Annotated in this window: 11 protein-coding genes; 8 read left to right on the top strand and 3 right to left on the bottom strand. The window is 65.0% G+C overall.

Going from position 1 to position 15045, the window contains the following annotated elements:
- Positions 1–55 precede the first annotated feature (55 nt).
- Entirely contained in the window at positions 56–1405 is a 1350-nt protein-coding gene (locus tag AB4Z16_RS06650; RefSeq protein WP_441510540.1) for a hypothetical protein, read from the top strand.
- Between the two features lie 67 nt (positions 1406–1472).
- On the opposite strand, the gene AB4Z16_RS06645 is transcribed toward AB4Z16_RS06650, so the two are convergent.
- A complete protein-coding gene (locus tag AB4Z16_RS06645) occupies positions 1473–2891 on the bottom strand; it encodes a phosphomannomutase (protein ID WP_441510539.1) in 1419 nt (472 codons plus the stop codon).
- Positions 2892–3227: 336 nt separating this feature from the next.
- On the opposite strand from AB4Z16_RS06645, the gene AB4Z16_RS06640 reads away from it, so the two are divergent.
- Complete coding sequence (locus AB4Z16_RS06640; protein ID WP_441510538.1) at positions 3228–4583, top strand: ferredoxin reductase family protein; 1356 nt, start codon at positions 3228–3230, stop codon at positions 4581–4583.
- A gap of 188 nt (positions 4584–4771) precedes the next feature.
- Here AB4Z16_RS06640 and AB4Z16_RS06635 read toward each other — a convergent pair whose 3' ends face one another.
- Positions 4772–5788 (bottom strand): NAD-dependent epimerase, encoded by a 1017-nt coding sequence (locus AB4Z16_RS06635; protein ID WP_441510717.1) that lies wholly within the window; start codon positions 5786–5788, stop codon positions 4772–4774.
- On the opposite strand from AB4Z16_RS06635, the gene AB4Z16_RS06630 reads away from it, so the two are divergent.
- The 4 genes from AB4Z16_RS06630 (at position 5735) to pgm (ending at position 10825) form a co-directional block, all read left to right on the top strand.
- Positions 5735–6028, top strand: a complete 294-nt coding sequence (locus AB4Z16_RS06630; protein WP_441510724.1) for a hypothetical protein — start codon at positions 5735–5737, stop codon at positions 6026–6028. The two genes, AB4Z16_RS06635 and AB4Z16_RS06630, sit on opposite strands and share 54 nt — an antisense overlap.
- Positions 6029–6079: 51 nt before the next feature.
- On the top strand, positions 6080–7516 hold the full coding sequence (locus AB4Z16_RS06625) for a mannose-1-phosphate guanylyltransferase/mannose-6-phosphate isomerase (protein ID WP_441510537.1): 1437 nt from the start codon (positions 6080–6082) through the stop codon (positions 7514–7516).
- A gap of 74 nt (positions 7517–7590) precedes the next feature.
- On the top strand, positions 7591–8937 hold the full coding sequence (locus AB4Z16_RS06620; protein WP_441510716.1) for a UDP-glucose dehydrogenase family protein: 1347 nt from the start codon (positions 7591–7593) through the stop codon (positions 8935–8937).
- Positions 8938–9172: 235 nt separating this feature from the next.
- Entirely contained in the window at positions 9173–10825 is a 1653-nt protein-coding gene (gene pgm, locus AB4Z16_RS06615) for a phosphoglucomutase (alpha-D-glucose-1,6-bisphosphate-dependent) (RefSeq protein WP_441510536.1), read from the top strand.
- 301 nt (positions 10826–11126) lie between these two features.
- On the opposite strand, the gene AB4Z16_RS06610 is transcribed toward pgm, so the two are convergent.
- Entirely contained in the window at positions 11127–12380 is a 1254-nt protein-coding gene (locus AB4Z16_RS06610) for an NAD(P)/FAD-dependent oxidoreductase (RefSeq protein WP_441510535.1), read from the bottom strand.
- A 152-nt stretch (positions 12381–12532) separates the two neighbouring features.
- On the opposite strand from AB4Z16_RS06610, the gene AB4Z16_RS06605 reads away from it, so the two are divergent.
- On the top strand, positions 12533–13411 hold the full coding sequence (locus AB4Z16_RS06605) for a MurR/RpiR family transcriptional regulator (RefSeq protein WP_441510534.1): 879 nt from the start codon (positions 12533–12535) through the stop codon (positions 13409–13411).
- 55 nt (positions 13412–13466) lie between these two features.
- Positions 13467–15026 carry an ABC transporter substrate-binding protein gene (locus tag AB4Z16_RS06600; RefSeq protein ID WP_441510533.1) on the top strand — a complete coding sequence of 520 codons (1560 nt, stop codon included), beginning with the start codon at positions 13467–13469 and terminating at the stop codon, positions 15024–15026.
- Positions 15027–15045: the final 19 nt, after the last annotated feature.

The raw sequence follows: 15045 nt of genomic DNA, 5'->3' as shown, positions 1-15045 counted from the left end.
TGGCGGCATCTGGGGACGGATGCATGGCAAGCCGGGCCGTGGAAGCGATCAGACCTTGAAGCAGGAGGCCGTGAGCAAGCTGGCTCGGCGCGCACGCCTCGCGCGCAGGATCGCCGGGGCGGGTGGCCGCGAAGCGGTGGTCCTTGGGCTTTGGGCGGCGGCATCGATGTGCTGGCCGAATCTTGTCGGAGCGGCATGGGCCGCCGGCAGGCCGCCGGCCCTCCTGCGAAGCTGCAGCATCGAGCCTGCGGATCTTGAGCCGCTTCTGCCCAAACCCTCCTCTGCCTCCCCAGGCAGGGCCGGGCCCGAGGATACAGAAGACGACGACGCGGATGATGACGCGGATGACGAGGAGGATCCTCCGCCGTCCGGCTTTGTCTCGCCCGGCCTGGGCGCCTGCATGGCCGTCTCCGGTACAGTGAATGCGGGGCTGCAACGCGACGGCTTCCGGGGAAACGCAGTTGCGCGGGCAACGGGGCTCGTGCCGCGGAGTGCGACGAGCTTTCCGCTCAGCACGACATTTCGGATCGAAAGCGGTCAGTCGCTTGCCAATGGCCATTATCTCGCGACGGCCTTCGAGTTCTCGATGGACACGAACAGCGGCGGTGGCACCGACGTCACGATCGGCGAGGCGAGCATCACGCTGGGGGCGTTCAGCGCCGGGCTGGCCAGCTCGCGCTTCGATTTCTGGACTGGCGACGAGTTCGCCCTGATCGGGCGCATTCCCAGCCGCACCGTTGCCTTGATCGGCTATGAGCGGCCGCTCACCGAAGAGCTGAGCCTCTCGCTGTCGGCCGAAGACGTCTCCGTCGATCGGCGCATTCCGCTGCCGACGGTGGGGCAGCGGATACCGGATGGCGTGGCGCGCCTGGTCTATGAGGGGGAGGCGCTGACCCTGCATGGCGCCGTCGCCTTGCGCGAGGTTCCGCGCATCGGGGCTTCCAGCCTGACGGGCCGGGCAGCCATCATCGGCGCGACCTGGGAAGGCAGCGTGCTCGACCGGTCGTTCACCCTGTCCGGCCAGATCGCCGGCGCTGTCGATGCGCCGGCCTATGTCGGCTCGCTGCTCGACCGGCGCACGGCATTACCGTTCTTGACCGGCGACCAGACGACGCGCGGGTGGTCCGGCGTCGTCTCGATCGGTTGGGATTGGTCGGACGAATGGTCCAGCAACGCCTATATCAGCCGCTACAGCCTGACCTTGCCGCGTGTAGGCGATATTGGGGGGCAGGTTCGGATCGATCGAACGTCTGCGAATGTGATTTGGAAGCCGGTGGAAGGCCTGCGCCTCGGCCTGGAAGGATCACTGGCCTGGCAGCGCCTGGACATCGTCGGGTCTGCGCGTGCCGCGGCGCTTTCAGGCACGCAGAGCACCGCGCAAATCTTCATCGAGCGGGTATTCTAGCTCTCGTTACGGCGATCCTGCCGACGGGACGTTCTTCAGCGAAGGCCGCAGCCCGCTTCTCGGCACGTCAACGGGTCTGAGCCGCTGCGAAGGCGAGGTTCTCGGCGAGCAGCGCTTCGGCGAGAGCGGGCGTGGCAGCCTCCACATAGACGCGCAACTCGGGGGCATTGCCCGAGGCCCGGAAATGCACCGTGCTGCCATCGGCCAGCGTCAACCGCAGCCCGTCGCGACGGTCGCGTGCGACCACCCCGCCATGGGCCGAGAAGCTGTCGTCGCGGAACGCCGGATCGTCGGCATCAAGACGGGCGATCAGCGCAGCCGTGCGATCCTGGGGGATCTCCTGGAGCCGGTTCGACAAGGCGACCGCGAAACCGGCCTCCGTTGCGATTTCGCTCAGGCGCTTACCCTGCCGCACCTTCAGAGCCAGGGTCGACAGGATCGGGAGCATGGCATCGCGTGTCGGCAGGGCCGGCAGGATGCGTCCTTCACGGGTGACATCCGAGCCGAGCAGCACGCCGCCATTGGCCTCGAAGCCGACGACGACAGCGGCGCCCTCGCTTGCCGCCTGTCCCATTCCGGTGATGACATAGGGCGAGCCGACGCGCGTGCGGACCACGCGCGCGAACAGCCCCGGCCGGTCGAGGGCGGAATTCGATGTGACGGGAGTGACGATCGCATCGGCGCTGAGAAACTGGGCGGTCAAGGCGCCGACGAGGTCGCCGCGCAGGAAGGTTCCCCGTTCATCGGCGACGAGAGGACGATCCGCATCGCCATCCGTCGAGACGATGGTATCGAGCCGCTGCCCGGCGGCCCATTCCCGTGCCAGGGCCTCGTCCTCGGGGCGCAGGGCCTCGGTATCGACGGGGATGAAGCTGTCGCTGCGTCCCAGCGGCAGAGGTTTCGCGCCGAGCGCGGCCAGGACATCGCAGATCGCGTCCCGGCCGACGGAGGAATGCTGGTAGACCCCGACGGTCAGGCCCGCCAGCGCTGAGCTGCCGAAGAAATCCGCATAACGGGCCTGGTAAGCCGTCAGCGCATCATAGGAAGCCGCCTTGGCCTGCGCTGCCGGCATCGCGCTCAGGCCCAACTGCTCATGCCAGGCCAGGATCTTCGCCTCGTCCGTCTTGTCGATCTCGCCCTGCGCCCGGTAGAATTTCAGCCCGTTGCGGTCATCGGGAATGTGACTGCCCGTCACCATGATGGCCGCGCAGCCGCGTGTCATTGCGGCCAGTGCAAGTGCGGGCGTCGGCACGGCCCCGCAGTCAACCGGAGTAAGACCCGCATCGAGGATCGCCTGAGCAACCTGGGCCGCGATGAGCGGGCTCGACGAGCGCAAGTCCCGGCCGACCAGCACTTCTTCTCGCGCTTGCGCATCGCCATCGCGTAGCATCGAGCAGAAGGCGCGAACATGGCTGTAGCTCGGCAGGCCGACGAGTTCGCTGACGAGACCGCGCAGGCCGGAGGTTCCGAATTTCAGGCTGCTCATGAGAGGCCGATCGTCCCGAGGTCGAACGCTGTTCAAAGGATGGTAATGACGCAGAGGTACCGGGGCGCCATCCGGAGTTCGAATTGTGCGTAGCGCCAACGACGAGCGAAGGAAAGTCGTACGGGCGGTGGCCACGGGCTATCCGGGCAGCCAGGCGTACCTTCTGATGTCCTTGCCCCTGGTCGAGCGTGCACCAGGGTGCTGCCGGCCTCCTGGAAAGGTCACAAAATGGCGGTCGGCGGCTGCTCGATTGCGGCCGGGCTTGACCTCCATCAATGACGCGCCTCACAGCCCGTAGCGTTTAATTCTCATCCTCCATGGAGAATTTCGACGGCGATGCGGAACATCAAATACGCATTCTGGTGCCTGTTAGCCCTGTTGAGCCTTCTGTGGCTGGCGGCCGAGCCGGCGGCGTTCCAGTCGGCCAATTTCTTCGCCCTGCGCGGCGCCATGGTCCAGTACAGCGGCGTCCTGGCCATGACGGCGATGAGCGTCGCGATGATCCTGGCGCTGCGGCCGCGCGGGCCGGAACGCTGGCTCGGCGGGCTGGACAAGATGTACCGCCTGCACAAATGGTTGGGCATCGCCGCGCTCATCCTCTCGGTGATTCACTGGCTCTGGAGCCGGGGGCCGAAATGGGCGGTCGGATGGGGCTGGCTGGCGCGCCCGACGCGGGGAGCGCGACCGCCTCTGGAAAATCCGATCGAGCAGGCCTTCGCGAACCTGCGCGGCTCGGCAGAGTGGCTCGGCGAATGGGCGTTCTATGCGGCGGTTCTCCTGATCGCGCTAGCGCTCATCCGGCACGTCCCTTACCGCTTCTTCTACCAGACCCATCGCCTGCTTGCGGCCGCATACCTCGTCCTGGCGTTCCACGCCGTTGTCCTGACCGATTTCGACTACTGGGCGGCGCCGCTCGGTGTAGTGATGGCGCTGCTCCTCGCCTCCGGCACCTATGCGGCAACCATCGTTCTGCTGCGCCGTGTCGGCGCCGGTCGGCAGGTCGCGGGCAGGATCGCCTCGCTCCGGCACTATCCCGGCGTGCGCGTCGTCGAGGTCGAGATCGATGTGCCGGAAGGCTGGCCCGGCCATAAACCCGGGCAGTTCGCCTTCGCGACGTCGGATGTTCGCGAAGGCGCGCACCCCTACACCATCGCCTCGGCATGGCATGACGATCACCGCCGGATCACCTTCATCGCCAAGGAGCTCGGAGACCACACGAGCCGGCTGCGGGAGAAGCTGAGCGTCGGCCAGAATGTGAAGGTCGAGGGGCCCTATGGCTGCTTCGACTTCGTCGACAGCCAGCCGCGGCAGATCTGGATCGGTGCGGGCATCGGCATCACGCCGTTCATCGCCAGGATGAAATACCTGGCCCAGGGGCGGTCGGCGTGTCCGGACCAGCCGCCGCCGGAGGTGGACCTGTTCCATCCGACCACGGATGTCGACGAGACCGCGCTTTCCAAGCTCAAGGCGGATGCCGAGGCCGCGAACATCCGTCTGCATATCTTCGTCAGCGGCCGGGACGGCCGACTGACTGGGGATCGCATTCGCGCGGCCGTGCCGGAATGGCGCGCCGCCAGCATGTGGTTCTGCGGCCCCTCGGACTTCGGAGAGGCGCTGCGCGCGGATTTCGCCGCCGCTGGATTGCCGGTGACGGAGCGGTTTCACCAGGAACTCTTCGCGATGAGGCCCTAGCAGGCGGTCGATCCCATCCATCGGGATGCGGGACCGCGCGTGCGCCGTGGATGTGGGGGCAGCATAGGAGGGTGAGGCTTACCGAAAAATGGGCGCCTTGATCGCTGCCGAAAGCCGGGGCGGGCTGTCAGCCCAATGCATCCCTTGCCCTCGCTGTCACTCGATAACCTGCTACGCTCGCTTCGCCCTCAAATGCTGTAGAAGGAGCGATACCATTCGACGAAGCGCGCGATGCCTTGCTCGATCGGTGTTGCCGGGCTGAAGCCGGTGCGAGCCGCCAGATCGCCGACATCGGCGTAAGTCGCCGGCACGTCGCCGGGCTGCGATGGCAAGTGCCTCTTGATGGCCTTGCGTCCGCAGGCCTCCTCGATCACCGCAATGAAGCGGTCGAGCCGGACCGGCGTGTGATTGCCGATATTGTAGAGGCGGAACGGCGCGGACGCCGTTGCGGGATCGGGATCGGAGGCATCGAATTTCGGGTCGGCAGTGGGCGGCAGGCCGGCGAGCTTCACGATCGCCTCGCGGATATCGTCGACATAGGTGAAGTCGCGACTCATCTCGGCCTCGGCGTAGACGTCGATGGGCTGGCCCTCGAGGATAGCCTTGGTGAATTTGAAATACGCCATGTCCGGACGCCCCCAGGGGCCGTAGACCGTAAAAAAGCGCAGTCCGGTCGTCGGAATGGCGTAGAGGTGCGAATAGGCGTGGGCCATCAATTCGTTCGCCCGCTTGGTCGCGGCATAGAGCGATACCGGATGGTCGGCGCGGTCATGCTCGCTGAACGGAACCTTGGCATTGGCGCCGTAGACCGAACTCGATGAAGCGTAGACGAGATGGTCGACCGGATGCCGGCGGCAGGCTTCGAGGACGGAGAGGAAGCCGTCGAGATTGGCGCTGGCATAGGCGCGGGGATTGTCGAGCGAGTAGCGCACGCCGGCCTGAGCGCCGAGATGAATGACGACCTGCGGCCGGAATGCGGCGAACGCCGCTTCGAAGCCGTCATAGTCGGCAAGGTCGCTCTGCTCGAATGAGAAGCCGTTGCGCGCCTGAAGGCGATCGAGCCGCGCTTGCTTCAGTGCCGGATCGTAGTAGGGGGTGAGGCTATCGATGCCGAACACCTCTACACCCGCATCCAGGAGAGCCTGCGCGACGTGAAAACCGACGAAGCCGGCAGCGCCCGTCAAAAGTACACGTTCAAACGGCAGATTGGCTTTCATGCGATCATCTTCGTTCGTGCGGCTCTGGCGTGTTATTCGCGATGCGCCTCAACGTCGCAAGCGTTGCGCGACGATTTTGACGTGCAGACGGGGGCGATGCTTGTTCGGGGGCGCTTGCGGCGGCGCAGGGGGACGCCGATCGCCGAAAGCACGGCCGAGCGGCGATCGTCTTGGTTCGCGACGGGCACCTCCGCCGGGATGCGACCGGATCGATTGCATCTCGGGTGATTTCGTTTCAGGACAACTTTCACTCGCTGCGCCGAGGAGCCAAATCGACAAATGATCATCACACCTCTGATCATGGCCGGCGGGGCAGGAACGCGACTCTGGCCGGTCTCGCGCGACTCGATGCCGAAGCAGTTCATCAATCTGCTGGGCCACGGACTCTCGACGTATCAGGCCACGCTCCTCAGGGTTCAGGGCGCGCCGTTCGGGCGCCCGGTCGTGATCACGAACCAGGAGTTCCGCTTCGTCGCGGCCGAGCAGATGCAGGCGCTCGGCATCGCCGGCGACATCATTCTTGAACCGGAGCGGCGCGATTCCGCGGCGGCTGTCGCGGTCGGCGCCCTCTTCGCGCAGCGACGGTCGCCTGACGCCGTCGCCATCGCGCTCGCGGCCGACCATGTCGTGATGGACGCGGATGCTTTCCGGAGCGATTGTCTGGCGGCTGCCGAGCTCGCGGCGGACGGGCTGATCATGACGCTGGGCATCGTCCCGACGGCGCCTTCGACAGCGTACGGCTATATCGAACCGGGCGAAGTGCTCGGTGCCGAGAAAGCGAAGCGTCTTTCGCGTTTCGTCGAGAAGCCGAATGCGACAACGGCGCAGGATTATCTCGATCGGGGCTTCCTCTGGAACAGCGGCAATTTCGTTTTTTCGGTCGCCACCATGATCGAAGAGCTGGAGCGGTTTGCGCCGGAGGTTCTCGCCGGCGCGCGCGCCGCCTTGGGCAGCGCCAAGACCGATCTCGACTTCATCCGGCTTGATCCGCAGGCGTTCACGGAAATCACGAAAACCTCGATCGACTACGCCGTCATGGAGAAGACGACGAAGGCGGGTGTCCTGGCTGCGGGGTTCGACTGGTCCGATGTCGGCGCCTGGGATTCGATCCACGCGGTGGGGATCAAGAGCGATGACGGTAACGTCATGCATGGTCCGGTCGTTGCCATCGACACTTCAGGCTCCCTGCTGCGCAGCGACGACATGCTCGTGACCGGCATCGGCCTGCGCGACATGATCGTCATCGCGACACGGGATGCCGTCCTGGTCGCTCCGCGGTCCGAGGCGGCCAAGGTGAAGGTGCTTGTCGAGCAGCTCAAGGAACAGCGGAGGCCCGAGGCGAGCGAGCATCTGCGCATGTACCGCCCCTGGGGCTGGTATCAGCGGATCGACATCGGCTCGCGCTTCCAGGTCAAGCGCATCAACGTCAAACCCGGCGGCAAGCTGAGCCTGCAGAAACATTTCCATCGGTCGGAGCACTGGATCGTGGTCCGCGGAACGGCGGAAGTCACCCTTGATGAAAGCGTCACCTACATCCACGAGAATGAATCGATCTATCTGCCGATCGGCTGCACGCATCGGCTGGCCAATCCCGGAAAGATTGACCTCGAGCTCATCGAAGTCCAAGTCGGCAGCTATACCGGCGAGGATGATATCGTGCGGATCGAGGATATATACGCCAGGGCCTGCGGGCTGGGGCGGCCAGGCGAGATGTGAACAGCCGATGCGTGCGTGTTTCGGAAGGCGGCGCCTTTCTGGGCCGGAGCGTCGATGCTGCCGAGGAGTGAATGATGAAGATCGTTATGATCGGTTCCGGCTATGTCGGCCTGGTGTCGGGCGCGTGCTTTGCGGATTTCGGCCATGATGTCGTCTGCGTCGACAAGCAGGAAAGCAAGATCGTCGCGTTGAAGCGGGGCGAGATCCCGATCTTCGAGCCGGGTCTGACCGATCTCGTGCGCAGCAATGCCGCGGCTGGCCGGCTGTCCTTCACGACCGATCTCGCAGGTCCGGTCGGGCAGGCCGATGCGGTCTTCATCGCGGTGGGCACCCCGTCCCGGCGCGGCGACGGCTTCGCCGACCTCTCCTATGTCTATGCGGCGACACGCGAGATCGCGCAGGCTTTGAGCGGCTACACCGTCATCGTCACGAAATCGACGGTCCCGGTCGGAACGGGCGACGAGGTCGAGCGGATCATCCGCGAGTTGCGTCCGGACGCCGAGTTTGCTGTCGTGTCCAATCCCGAATTCCTGCGCGAGGGCGCGGCGATCGAGGATTTCAAGCGGCCGGACCGCATCGTGATCGGCGCCGAGGAGGAGCGGGCGCGCACGATCATGGCCGATGTCTACCGCCCGCTCTACCTCAACAGCGCGCCCATCCTGAATACGAGCCGTCGCACCGCCGAGCTGACCAAATATGCGGCGAACGCGTTCCTGGCGACCAAGATCACCTTCATCAACGAGATGGCGGATCTGTGCGAACAGGTCGGCGCCAACGTGCAGGACGTGGCCCGCGGCATGGGGCTCGACAATCGGATCGGCAACAAATTCCTTCACGCCGGCCCCGGCTACGGTGGATCCTGCTTCCCGAAGGATACACTGGCTCTGATCAAGACGGCCCAGGATCATGGCACGCCGGCGCGCATCGTGGAGACCGTCGCGGCGGTGAACGATCAGCGCAAGCGCGCCATGGGCCGAAAGGTGGTGGCGGCCTGCGGCGGATCGGTTCGCGGCAAGACGGTCGCGGTGCTCGGTCTGACCTTCAAGCCCAACACCGATGACATGCGCGATGCCCCCTCACTGGCGATCGTTCAGGCGCTGCAGGATGGCGGGGCCGCGATCCGCGCCTACGATCCTGAAGGCATGGAGCAGGCCAAGGCGGTGCTGCCTGCCGGCGTGACCTACTGCGCGGATGCGTATGATTGCGTGGCCCAGGCGGATGCCGCCGTCATTGTGACCGAGTGGAACATCTTCCGCGCGCTCGACCTCGACCGCGTGAAAAGCTTGATGGCTGCTCCGGTTCTCCTGGATTTGCGCAATATCTACCGGCCGGAGCAACTGCGCGCGAAGGGCTTCACCTATGTCGATGTGGGGAGGGGCCTTCCGCCGGACGCGCCCGCCAAGGCGATCAACGCGGCTTAGGGCGCCGGACCGAAAAGTGGAATCCACTTTTCGGAGAAATCCCGTTCCTAAACATCAGGTTAGATCGCGCTTCGCGTCCAAAGAGACGTGCGGCCGTGCAGCTGTCGGCTGGACGATCATGATTCCGAGACATTAGGTTGCGATGTACCCTGGGGAGTCTCTCCCGGCGCCGGTTGGCGTCTGGCGATTCTTCTGCCGGACGCAACGACCCTCGAACGGATTTCAGAGATTCAGCATGTCCAATGATGTCAGTCCATTTGCGGGAAAGCGGCTGGAGCAGGGCATGCTCGTCGATGTGGCGGCTCTCAATAATGCCTATTTCGAGCAGCCAGACCCGTCGCAGCGCTCTCAGCAGGTGGCTTTCGGCACGTCCGGCCATCGTGGCTCGGCCTTCTCGCTGTCGTTCAACGAGGCCCATATTCTCGCCATCGCCCAGGCGATCTGCCTCTATCGCCAGGCGCAGGGCATAGACGGGCCGCTCTTCCTCGGCATTGATAGCCATGCGCTTTCGCGCAACGCTTTCGAAACGGTGCTGGAGGTCTTCGCTGCCAATGGCGTGGCCACGGTGATCGACGACAAGCTCGGCTTTACGCCGACGCCGGTGATCTCGCACGCGATCCTGACCTACAATCGTGGCCGCACCTCCGGCAAAGCAGATGGCGTGGTCATTTCGCCCTCGCACAACCCTCCGGCGGATGGCGGCCTGAAGTACAACCCGCCGCATGGCGGCCCGGCCGACACTGATGCCACCGGCTGGATCGAGAAGAAGGCCAACGCCCTCATCGCCGATAAGCTCGCCGGGATCAGCCGCATCCCCTATGAGCGGGCGCTGAAGAGCGAGCATGTCCGCCGGCACGACTACATCAGCGGCTACGTCGCCGATCTTGCCGATGTCGTCGACATGGAGGCGATTGCCAGGGCCGGCGTCTCCATCGGCATCGATCCGCTCGGCGGGGCCGGGCTCGACTATTATCAGCCGATCATCGACCGCTATGGTTTGAACGCGACCATCGTCAGCACGGAGGTCGATCCGACCTTCGGCTTCATGACCGCGGATTGGGACGGCAAGATCCGCATGGATTGCTCCTCGCCCTATGCCATGGCGAGCCTGATCGGCATGCGCGACAAGTTCGACGTCGCTTTCGCCAATGATACGGATGCCGACCGGCATGGCATCGTCACCCGCAGCGGCGGGCTGATGAATCCCAACCATTATCTGGCGACGGCGAGTGCCTATCTCTTCGCCAACCGGCCGGGCTGGAGCCGCGATGCCGCTATCGGCAAGACCGTGGTGTCGAGCGCGATCATCGATCGCGTCGCGGCCAAGCTCGGGCGCGGCCTCGTCGAGGTGCCGGTCGGCTTCAAATGGTTCGTCGACGGCCTGATCTCGGGCGCGTTCGGCTTTGCCGGCGAGGAGAGCGCCGGCGCCTCCTTCCTGCGCCGGGACGGCACGGTCTGGACGACGGACAAGGACGGAATCATCCTGGGCCTGCTCGCGGCCGAGATCACCGCGAAGACCGGCGCTGACCCCAGCGTCTTCTACGGAAAGCTGACGGCCGAGCTGGGCAACCCCCGCTATGCGCGGGTTGATGCCCCCGCGACATCGGCACAGAAGGCGATCCTCAAGACCCTGTCCGCCGAGCAGATCACGACCAAGGAACTCGCGGGTCAGCCCATCACCGCCATTCTCAACGAGGCGCCGGGCAACGGCGCTGCGATTGGTGGCGTGAAGGTAACCGCCGCGGACGGGTGGTTTGCCGCTCGCCCCTCCGGCACCGAGGAGGTCTACAAGATCTACGCCGAAAGCTTCCGCGACGAGGCGCATCTGGCGGCCATCCAGGAGGATGCGCGGCGCATCGTCGGCGCGGCGATCGGTGGGGTGGCCTGAGGAGGCTTCGGCGAAATTCGCGACAGCCCGGTCTCCTGCCGGCCTTGCCTCCGGCAGGGGGCTCATGATGCGCCGCATCATCGATCAATGGGGATAGGCTTGAGAATTTTATTCGATTTTTGCCCCGATATGGCAGTCTGACCGGACGGATTCGGGTTCGATAGACAATAATAGCTCGGAGGGGCATCCGTGATCTATGTCGGGATTTTTTACCTCGCCTGCGCCGCCGTGTTCCTGCAGCTCGTGGAGGGTGCGCCCGTCATAGAGTGAGAAGGCTGGGTCATGACCCGCCTGAACCGAGCTATTTCGCCAGGAAACGCTCGGCCGCGAAAGGCGCCATGTCGCAGAAGGTCGGAGCGCCGGTCATGGCCTCCGCCAGCAGCCGCCCTGTCGCGGGGCCAAGCGTGAAGCCGTGATGGGCGTGGCCGAATGCGAACCAGAGGCCGGGATGCCGGGGTGCACGGCCGATTACGGGGAGCATGTCGGGCAGGCAGGGACGTGCACCGCGCCACGGCTCGGCATCCAGACGCCGCCCCAATGGCATGATGCCTCGCGCGATCTCTTCGGCGCGGTCGAGTTGCCAGGTGTCGGAGGGCTGGTCGCGCCCGGCCAGCTCGATCCCCGTCGTAAGCCTGACGCCGCGCTGCATCTGCGTCAGCACGAAGCCGGCCCGAGCATCGCAGAGCGGGTGGCGCGGAGCCAGTTGGGACGCAATCTCGTAGTGCATGTGATAGCCGCGCTTGAATCCCAGCGGGAAGCGATAGCCGAAGCGCCCGTAAAGCTCCTTCGACCAGGGCCCCAAAGCGGCGACGACCTCGGATGCCTGCCATTCGCCTGCTTCGGTTGGTAGACGCCAGCCCGGATGCTCTTGCCTCAAGCCCTGCGCGTCGGCCTTTGCCACGATGCCGCCACGGGCCGCGAAGAGCGCTGCGTAAGCGCGCGTGACCGCTCCGGGGTCGGTCACCGTCGCAGGGTCGCGCCAGTGAATGGCACCGGTTATCGCGTCCGGCAGCAGTCCGGGCTCGCGGTGGTGCAGGTTCTGGTCATCGAGCACGTCGTAGGCAAGGCCGTAGGATTGGAGATCCGAAGCCGCCCTCGTCGCTTGCTCGAACCCGCGCCGGTCGCGATAGAGCTCGATCCAGCCGCCGCTTCGCATCAGCGCTTCGGTTCCGGCCGCCTTCGTCCAATGGTTGTGTTCCTCGATGCAGCGCTCGATCAGCGGCAGGATTGCGCGGCCCAGCTTGTCCAGGCGCGCGGGCGCGGAATTCCGCCAATAGCGAGCGAGCCACGGCGCCATCCGCAGCAGCGTGGCCGGGCGGTAGCGCACCGCGATCGAGCGGTTCGACGCGAAAGCGGCAAGCGTCGCGAAGTCGCGGGGAAAGGCATAGGGGACCACCGAGGATCGTTCGATCAGCCCCGCATTGCCGTGGCTCGTCTCGGCGCCGGGCTCGCCGCGGTCGACCAGCAAGACCCTGCGGCCGCGTTCCTGCAGATGCAGCGCAACGCTGACACCGACGATTCCGGCGCCGAGCACGATCACATCGGCATGTCGCATGGCAGTGCTCATCGCGCGGGAATGCCCGTCTCCATCCGCCCGAAGCGGGCACCGGCAAGACGAGCCTCAAACGGAGAGGGTTTGCAAGAAAATAAAAATCATTTGACGACGTGAAAGAAAAATTTCTTGATGAGGCATCGCCGGGAGTTTCGATGTCTCAAACCCTTCGCCAGAGATTGCAGGCTTGCCTCGCCAACGGCTCCAAGGCCGACAAGGCGCTGGCGAGCTACATGCTGGCGCAGCTGCCGAGCCTGCCCTTCGAGACGGCGGCCAGCCTGGCGGAGAAGGTTTCTCTCAGCGAGCCGACGGTCGGGCGCTTCTGCCGGACGCTGGGGTACAAGAGCCTCAAGGACCTCAAGGGCAGCCTCGCCGAGGAGATCGGGGACCGGCCCTGGCTGATCAGCGACCGGCTGCGCGATTTCCAGCAGCGCAGCCTCGCCGGCGACGACCAGCTCGCGCGCAGCCTCCAGCTCGAGATCGCCGGTCTCGTCAGGCTCTACGAACTCGCCCAGAGCGAAGAGTGGAAGCGGGTTGCCCGCCGCCTGGCGACGGCATCCTCCGTCTACGTCACCGGCTTCCAGACCGAGCGCGGCCTCGCGCAATACCTCGCCAACCAGCTCCAGTATCTGCGTGACGGTGTGCATCTCGTCGACCTCGCGGCCGGCAATTTCTCTGACCTCCTGCTCTCGGGCGAGGCCGGGCGCCATCTCGTGATCTTCGAGGCGCGGCGCTATTCGCGCATGGCCAAGGTGCTGGCGCAGGAAGCGAAGGCAGCCGGCATTCCGACCACCCTCGTCACCGATTCCTTCTGCGACTGGGGCCGCGGCCTCGTCGACGAGATGCTGGTCGTCTCGACCGAGTTCAACCTGTTCTGGGACTCGACCGCTCATATGGCGAGCCTGAGCAATCTGCTGATCAACGCGGTCTTCGTCGAGCTCGGCCCGCAGGTCGAGCAGCGGCTGAACCGGATGGCCGAACTCTATGGCCGCTTCACCGGCCATGTCGGCGACAGCTCAGGTCCTCTCGGCTGAACCATCCAAGCCTTTCGCAACATCTCGAAACATAAGGGGAAACGGGATGAAGACGATGATCAAAGGGAGCCTTCTGGCGTTGGGCCTCGTCTCCCTCGCCGCGACCGCCGCGCCGGCGCAGGAGGCGACGTTCGTGATGACCGCGCGCCTCGTCGGCGCGCCGACCTACAATCCGGTTAAGGCGACCAAGCTCAACACCGCCACCACGCTGATCTTCGACCGGCTGGTCGTGCAGGATGCCGATCAGAGTTTCCATGGACAGCTTGCTGCGTCGTGGGAAGCGAGCCCCGACGGCATGCAGTGGACCTTCAAGCTGAAGCCCGGCGTGAAGTTCCACAATGGCGAGCCGTTCAACGCCAGGACGATCGAATGGTGGGTGCCGCAGTTCAAGGGCACAGAAAACGCCTTCACCGTCGAGGCGGTCGACCGTGTCGAGGTCGTCGACGATCTGACGGTGCGCTTCCACATGAAGCATCCCGACCCGAACCTGCTGTTCAACCTCGCCAGCTCCTTCATGTGCATTCCCGAGCCCAAGGCCTATCAGGCCCTCGGCGACAAGTTCGGCGTGACGGAGGCCGTCGGCACCGGCCCCTACAAGATGCAGCAGTTCACCGTGGGCCAGCAGACCGTGCTGGTTCGCAACGACGACTATGCCTGGGCGTCGGATTTGTCGGCTAATAAGGGGCCGGCCAAGTTCAAGAAGCTGACCTTCCGCGAGATCGCCGAGGAATCGACCGCCTATCTCGAACTGAAGACCGGCGGCGCCGACCTGCTCGTCAATGTCCCGACCGACTTCCTGCCGCGCATCCAGGCCGACAAGGCGGTGAAGCTCGTCACCATTCCCGGCAACGAGCTGGTCTATATGCCGATCAACACCAGCGTCGAGCCGTTCACCGACATCAAGGTGCGTGAAGCCACCGCCTTCGCCGTCAACCAGAAGGAGATCCTGACCAGCCTCTATGGCGGCAACGGTGCGGCTGCGGACACCTTCCTGATTTCTTCGCTGAAGGAGTCGCAGGTCGATCCGAAGTTCAAGATCTCCTTCGATCCCGAGCGTTCGAAGAAGCTGTTCGACGACGCCGGCTGGAAGGCCGGCCCCGACGGCATCCGCGTCAAGGACGGGAAGCGCCTCGAGGTGAAGCTCTGGACCCAGAACGGCACCGAGTTCAAGCGCCTCGTCGAGATCGTCCAGGCCCAGCTCAAGGCTGTCGGCGTGCAGGCCGATATCAGCATCATCGATGCCGGCTCGATCAACGCGCAGTATCGCAAGAAGACCGAGCACCAGCTGGCGATCCGCTCTTATCAGTGGACCAATGCCGATATCGTCGACTGGTTCTTCGCTGCGAAGCGCGCCGGCTACCCCAATGTCTCGATGTTCAACGATCCCGAGGCGGAGCGGCTGAACGACATCGCCATGAACAAGTCGAAGACCTGGGACGAGCGCGTCGCGAACTTCACCAAGTATCATGAGTACGTACTGTCGCAGTACGCGTTCGTGCCGATCTACCAGCCGGCGCAGAGCCTCGCCTATGGCAAGCGCATCGCGATGCCCGGGAAGATCCGCGGCACCGGGCTCTACGGGCCGACCATGCTCGACATCGCCCCGGCGAACTGAGCCTTGATCGCCGCGTCCG

The sequence above is a fragment of the Allobosea sp. TAF32 genome (genome assembly GCF_052113585.1).
Lineage (GTDB): Bacteria > Pseudomonadota > Alphaproteobacteria > Rhizobiales > Beijerinckiaceae > Allobosea.
Note: the sequence above shows the minus strand (reverse complement) of the source record. Positions and strands in the feature narration are given on the sequence as shown.

What these genes read in the sequence shown, in the direction of transcription:
- AB4Z16_RS06645 (WP_441510539.1), bottom strand. Translation starts at nt 2,891, where the DNA reads ATGAGCAGCCTGAAATTCGGAACCTCCGGCCTGCGCGGTCTCGTCAGC.
- AB4Z16_RS06640 (WP_441510538.1), top strand. Translation starts at nt 3,228, where the DNA reads ATGCGGAACATCAAATACGCATTCTGGTGCCTGTTAGCCCTGTTGAGC.
- AB4Z16_RS06625 (WP_441510537.1), top strand. Translation starts at nt 6,080, where the DNA reads ATGATCATCACACCTCTGATCATGGCCGGCGGGGCAGGAACGCGACTC.
- AB4Z16_RS06620 (WP_441510716.1), top strand. Translation starts at nt 7,591, where the DNA reads ATGAAGATCGTTATGATCGGTTCCGGCTATGTCGGCCTGGTGTCGGGC.
- pgm (WP_441510536.1), top strand. Translation starts at nt 9,173, where the DNA reads ATGTCCAATGATGTCAGTCCATTTGCGGGAAAGCGGCTGGAGCAGGGC.
- AB4Z16_RS06610 (WP_441510535.1), bottom strand. Translation starts at nt 12,380, where the DNA reads ATGCGACATGCCGATGTGATCGTGCTCGGCGCCGGAATCGTCGGTGTC.
- AB4Z16_RS06605 (WP_441510534.1), top strand. Translation starts at nt 12,533, where the DNA reads ATGTCTCAAACCCTTCGCCAGAGATTGCAGGCTTGCCTCGCCAACGGC.
- AB4Z16_RS06600 (WP_441510533.1), top strand. Translation starts at nt 13,467, where the DNA reads ATGATCAAAGGGAGCCTTCTGGCGTTGGGCCTCGTCTCCCTCGCCGCG.